The 3,879-nt window shown below is 46.6% G+C and carries 6 protein-coding genes; 2 read left to right on the top strand and 4 right to left on the bottom strand.

Features of this window, described 5'->3' with window-relative positions; genetic code table 11:
* Positions 1 to 107: 107 nt before the first annotated feature.
* Together CX664_RS24635 and CX664_RS24630 are read left to right on the top strand one after the other, a co-directional pair.
* Positions 108 to 731: an IS1096 element passenger TnpR family protein gene (locus tag CX664_RS24635; protein ID WP_180966623.1), complete on the top strand. Its 624-nt coding sequence runs from the start codon at positions 108 to 110 to the stop codon at positions 729 to 731.
* A gap of 301 nt (positions 732 to 1,032) precedes the next feature.
* Positions 1,033 to 1,458, top strand: coding sequence for a hypothetical protein (locus CX664_RS24630; protein ID WP_219622297.1), 426 nt, complete (start codon positions 1,033 to 1,035; stop codon positions 1,456 to 1,458).
* Positions 1,459 to 1,857: 399 nt separating this feature from the next.
* On the opposite strand, the gene CX664_RS24620 is transcribed toward CX664_RS24630, so the two are convergent.
* From CX664_RS24620 to CX664_RS24605, 4 genes are all read right to left on the bottom strand, one after another.
* Positions 1,858 to 2,085, bottom strand: a complete 228-nt coding sequence (locus CX664_RS24620; RefSeq protein WP_101749247.1) for a hypothetical protein — start codon at positions 2,083 to 2,085, stop codon at positions 1,858 to 1,860.
* 68 nt (positions 2,086 to 2,153) lie between these two features.
* On the bottom strand, positions 2,154 to 2,774 hold the full coding sequence (locus CX664_RS24615; RefSeq protein WP_101749246.1) for a helix-turn-helix domain-containing protein: 621 nt from the start codon (positions 2,772 to 2,774) through the stop codon (positions 2,154 to 2,156).
* A 159-nt stretch (positions 2,775 to 2,933) separates the two neighbouring features.
* Entirely contained in the window at positions 2,934 to 3,116 is a 183-nt protein-coding gene (locus CX664_RS27935) for an excalibur calcium-binding domain-containing protein (RefSeq protein WP_276328521.1), read from the bottom strand.
* Positions 3,117 to 3,276: 160 nt separating this feature from the next.
* Positions 3,277 to 3,660 (bottom strand): hypothetical protein, encoded by a 384-nt coding sequence (locus CX664_RS24605; RefSeq protein WP_101749244.1) that lies wholly within the window; start codon positions 3,658 to 3,660, stop codon positions 3,277 to 3,279.
* Positions 3,661 to 3,879 lie beyond the last annotated feature (219 nt).

Below are 3,879 nucleotides of genomic sequence, written 5' to 3'. Positions count from 1 at the left end.
GCAAACTCTGAAAAGACAGTCAGTATGAGACTTTCACCCCCAGGGATCCGGGCTTCTGGTTACGCAGGGGTAAGTCGTTCAACCTGACCATTCTCAAAATGGCCGGGATGGCTGAGTTTCAGCTTGAGGATAGCAACCGGAAAATCCATTTCCTGAAATTAACGCCCTGGGGGCAGTTGTTTTTAAACGCCTGTCGGCAAGGGTTTATCGACTCGCTGAAAGAGGATGAATATGCAGACGACTATGAACACATCAACCTGCTGCCCGCGATAAAAGCAATTCGGCCAGATGTTCAAAAAAACTTGGAAATACCGGAGCCGATGATTGCTGCCAGTTATGTCCTGTCCGTTGCTTTGGGGAGTCAGTGCACCCGTACACTGAAAGTATCCGCTGACCACCTGCTTGAAGATCTGGCAGAAGCCATCCTTGACGCCTTTGACTTTGACAGTGACTACCTTTACCACTTCCAGTATCTGAATCCATTTGGTGCCCACCGGATGATTGGTCATCCAGCGGTGGATTTCTGCGATGCCTGCGTGACTGAAACCCGGCTGCGTCAACTTGAGCCGGTTCCCGGAATGAAAATCACCTTTATCTTTGATTATGGTGATAACTGGGAGTTTGAGATCGTGGTCATGTACGGCAGTGAAGAGAATACGTCTGATATTCAGGTGATCGAACGTAAAGGTGAAGCGCCGGAGCAGTATCCGGAATATGAGGATTTCTATTGATCAATATTTAACCAATTATTCTCACCCCGCCTGTCTGAAAGGCTGCCTTTATCCCCTAACGGTTTATCCACAATCTTTTCCACATAAATTCCGGATAACTGAAACAGGGGATAATAATTCGACAGGCAGGTACTGCAATGGGTTATAACAAACTACTGACAATATAAACACAACCTGCCAACAGCTTATCCACAGACTTATTCTGGAAAAAGTGAGGGCGTGTCTTTATTCTTGGGCTCATTCAAAGAGGAAACCCGACTCTCAAACATCCGGTAAAATCATTTTGCCAAGGTATGACCCGATGCCCGATATCCAGTGGACAGCACCAGGTGCCACCCTGAGCCATAAGAACGCCGCAAAGGAATTTGGCCTGACTGAGGAGGCGATTATCCGGGCGATTAAAGAAGGGACGATTCACATGCCTAAAGTAAAGAAAAAGCTGACTGCTGAACAGAAAAGAATCCGTAAAGCCACCAGGGCGGAACGCCGGAAGAAATACCAGTGGATTTTTATCAACGGCAAGCGGGTGCGGATTAAAAGAGAGGATACCCTTGAAGCATTTGCGGAACGGGAAGCCATGCTCTGCAGCGCTGACCCCATCTGGCTGCATCAGAATGAACTGTGGGAGTATATACAGACGGATGATGATTGCCTGGATATTGAGCCATCAGAGAGTGATCTGGCAATCTGGGAGTGGGATGGTGATGATGAGAAGGTGCCTTTTTGAAGGGGTGTCGCTTGTCACTGTTGCCCTGTCAGTTATGTGCAGCATGAGAGGCCCAGTTAAACTTATAGTTCAGCGGAGGGAGTTCATAATGCTTCGAAAAATAGGCCTGTAAAAGTTCACCCTCAAGGGCATAAGCTTCCTTTTTCCGCCGACATGTTTTCCAGCATATCCATAATTTTTCATGGGGGAATATGCTGTCAAAGTTGAAATTGTAGAATCTCCAGCCTGCCATATGACCACGGTTCCGATGCCCTAGGAGCCTGTCGGACTTAAGACTGTCCTACTGCGGTTGCGATAAATTGGTCTAAAAATTCCTGCTTCTTCGTCAAATAGCCCCGCTATTCTCCTCAGAAGCAGAAATTTTTATCCTCAATTTCTCGCAATCCTCGCTACGGACACTTAAGTCCGACAGGCTCCTAGGGAGCAAGCTCTGAACGCTGCAATCCTCTTTTTCAAGTTATCCGATTCACCGATATCAAGAATACCCTGTTTGTCAGCACCATGGGCTCGATGAATTCTTCGATGGGCTGCAATCATATACACGCCCGGCTGATCCGGAATAGAGGCTCTGTCTAATTCTTTGAGCAGCATCCAGTCAGTCCAGTCGGCCCCGTCATAGTTGTCCATATTATTATAAATTCCGATTTGGACGTTGTTTCCCCGGGCTCGCTCACTCGGTGAGGAAACCCATACCCCTACCTTTTCGTATCCAACTCCCAGTAATCCATAATCCGCACCCGGCCAATGGTCTGCATATCCGGCTGCCGGGTGCTGGTCTGATCCAGTCCTTTATAACTGATCAGAAAACTGCACAACTGCTGTTTACCATTCACTTCACGCCGGGCCAGAAACATACCGGGCCCTGGTCGTAACTCGCGTTCTACCACTAACAGGGTGAAGCCGGTAAAACACTCGATGGTTTCCGGCACATAGTAATACTCGTAGAGTTTCTTATCCCGGGGCTTGTGTTGCTGGCTGACAAATACATCCGGCACACTGGCAGTCACTTCATACCAATCCCCTTCCGGTGGTACAACGGTTACATGGGTGAGCATGGTCGCATTTGCTGTCGGCTCTTTGGGTTTCTCCGGTTCCGGGTCGTAAGGATCACCCAGCCCCGTGCTCAGCCAATGGCTGGAGACACCAGTGGCCACCGCCAGCCGTTCCACATATTTGTGCGGATTATCAATTTTGCCACTGGCCAGGCGGTACATATAGCTGCGCTCGATGCCAGTATCACGGGACAGGGCGCTGGCGGTTTTTATTCCCTTCAGTTTCATGGCAGTGGCCAGACGGTCTGCAAACGTTTTATTCATGATTCATTGCCTCTGGCTATAACAGGCTTTCGCCAGACAGGTTGGATACTGACTTGCTGGAGTATGTTTTTTTGGCTGATGGTTCGAGGGATTTGCTTTTACTCTTGAAAGAGGGAAGGTTCGCAGGTGATGCTACGGTCTATTTATTAGCATTGTGATTTATTGATTGCACAGCTGCCTTTCACAAGGTATGCCATCACGGTCACCGCCCATATTGGTGCCAGGGCAATTATCCTGGTAAAAGGTGGCTTCTTCACAGGAAGTCATTTGGGAGCAATGAGTTTTGCCACTGCAGCTAAACCTGGCGGCATCACTGGACGATGAGGACTCAAACAGAGACATAACTGCTTGAGGTTCTTTGTAACGCACATATTTTTGATTTCCAATGCTTCGAAATTGTCTGGCAAACATCCATGAGCACAGGATTAGGAAAAAACTGATCAGGAAAAATCAGGATAACAATACCTAATGAATTTTCATTTATATCATTTAGTAGTTGGTTTTAATATTGGCCTTTTCTCCATCTCTTGGCCGTAATCTTCTCGAGCTTTCTTCGGTACTTCTTGAGACAAAACTCACTTTTTGAACCCTTCAACATATCAAAAATATCTTCCACAATTATTGCACTTATCGCATGAAGTGCCTCATGCCGTGATAGCCCCTGCCTTACTAATTTTGTGACCGTTTCAGAGACGAGATCAACATTTGCGGCGATCTGATTTTCAACAACCACATGCATATAAGAGTGCATTGTTAATGCACCATAATCTTGAAATTCTGCTCCTATGGACTCATGAAAGTTATAGACGAGTATTTTTCTTTGTTCATCATCAAGAACGAGCCATTCACTTATATTTAATGGCTTATCGGGGTTGTAATATTTCATTTACAATACCTTTGAGTCCTCTGATCGATTATTGAAAGCATAAATTATTTTGGCTCTTTTCGGATTCCAGACTGCTATGTAACCAGCAAATTGACCAAGGGCTGAAGGATGCTCTTACCTCTTCGACCAATATTATGCAAAAACTCAAAAAAGCCAAGGTAGATGGGCAAAGCCTCCTGAGATATTCCCCTGTGAGGCCTTAGCCACGAACGGAGTAAT

Origin of the sequence: Endozoicomonas acroporae, from assembly GCF_002864045.1 — a bacterium.
Taxonomy (GTDB): domain Bacteria; phylum Pseudomonadota; class Gammaproteobacteria; order Pseudomonadales; family Endozoicomonadaceae; genus Endozoicomonas; species Endozoicomonas acroporae.
Note: the sequence above shows the minus strand (reverse complement) of the source record. Positions and strands in the feature narration are given on the sequence as shown.

Coding starts and splice junctions, on each gene's coding strand:
- CX664_RS24635 (WP_180966623.1), top strand. CDS start 108: ATGGCTGAGTTTCAGCTTGAGGATAGCAACCGGAAAATCCATTTCCTG.
- CX664_RS24630 (WP_219622297.1), top strand. CDS start 1,033: ATGCCCGATATCCAGTGGACAGCACCAGGTGCCACCCTGAGCCATAAG.
- CX664_RS24620 (WP_101749247.1), bottom strand. CDS start 2,085: ATGGACAACTATGACGGGGCCGACTGGACTGACTGGATGCTGCTCAAA.
- CX664_RS24615 (WP_101749246.1), bottom strand. CDS start 2,774: ATGAATAAAACGTTTGCAGACCGTCTGGCCACTGCCATGAAACTGAAG.
- CX664_RS27935 (WP_276328521.1), bottom strand. CDS start 3,116: ATGTCTCTGTTTGAGTCCTCATCGTCCAGTGATGCCGCCAGGTTTAGC.
- CX664_RS24605 (WP_101749244.1), bottom strand. CDS start 3,660: ATGAAATATTACAACCCCGATAAGCCATTAAATATAAGTGAATGGCTC.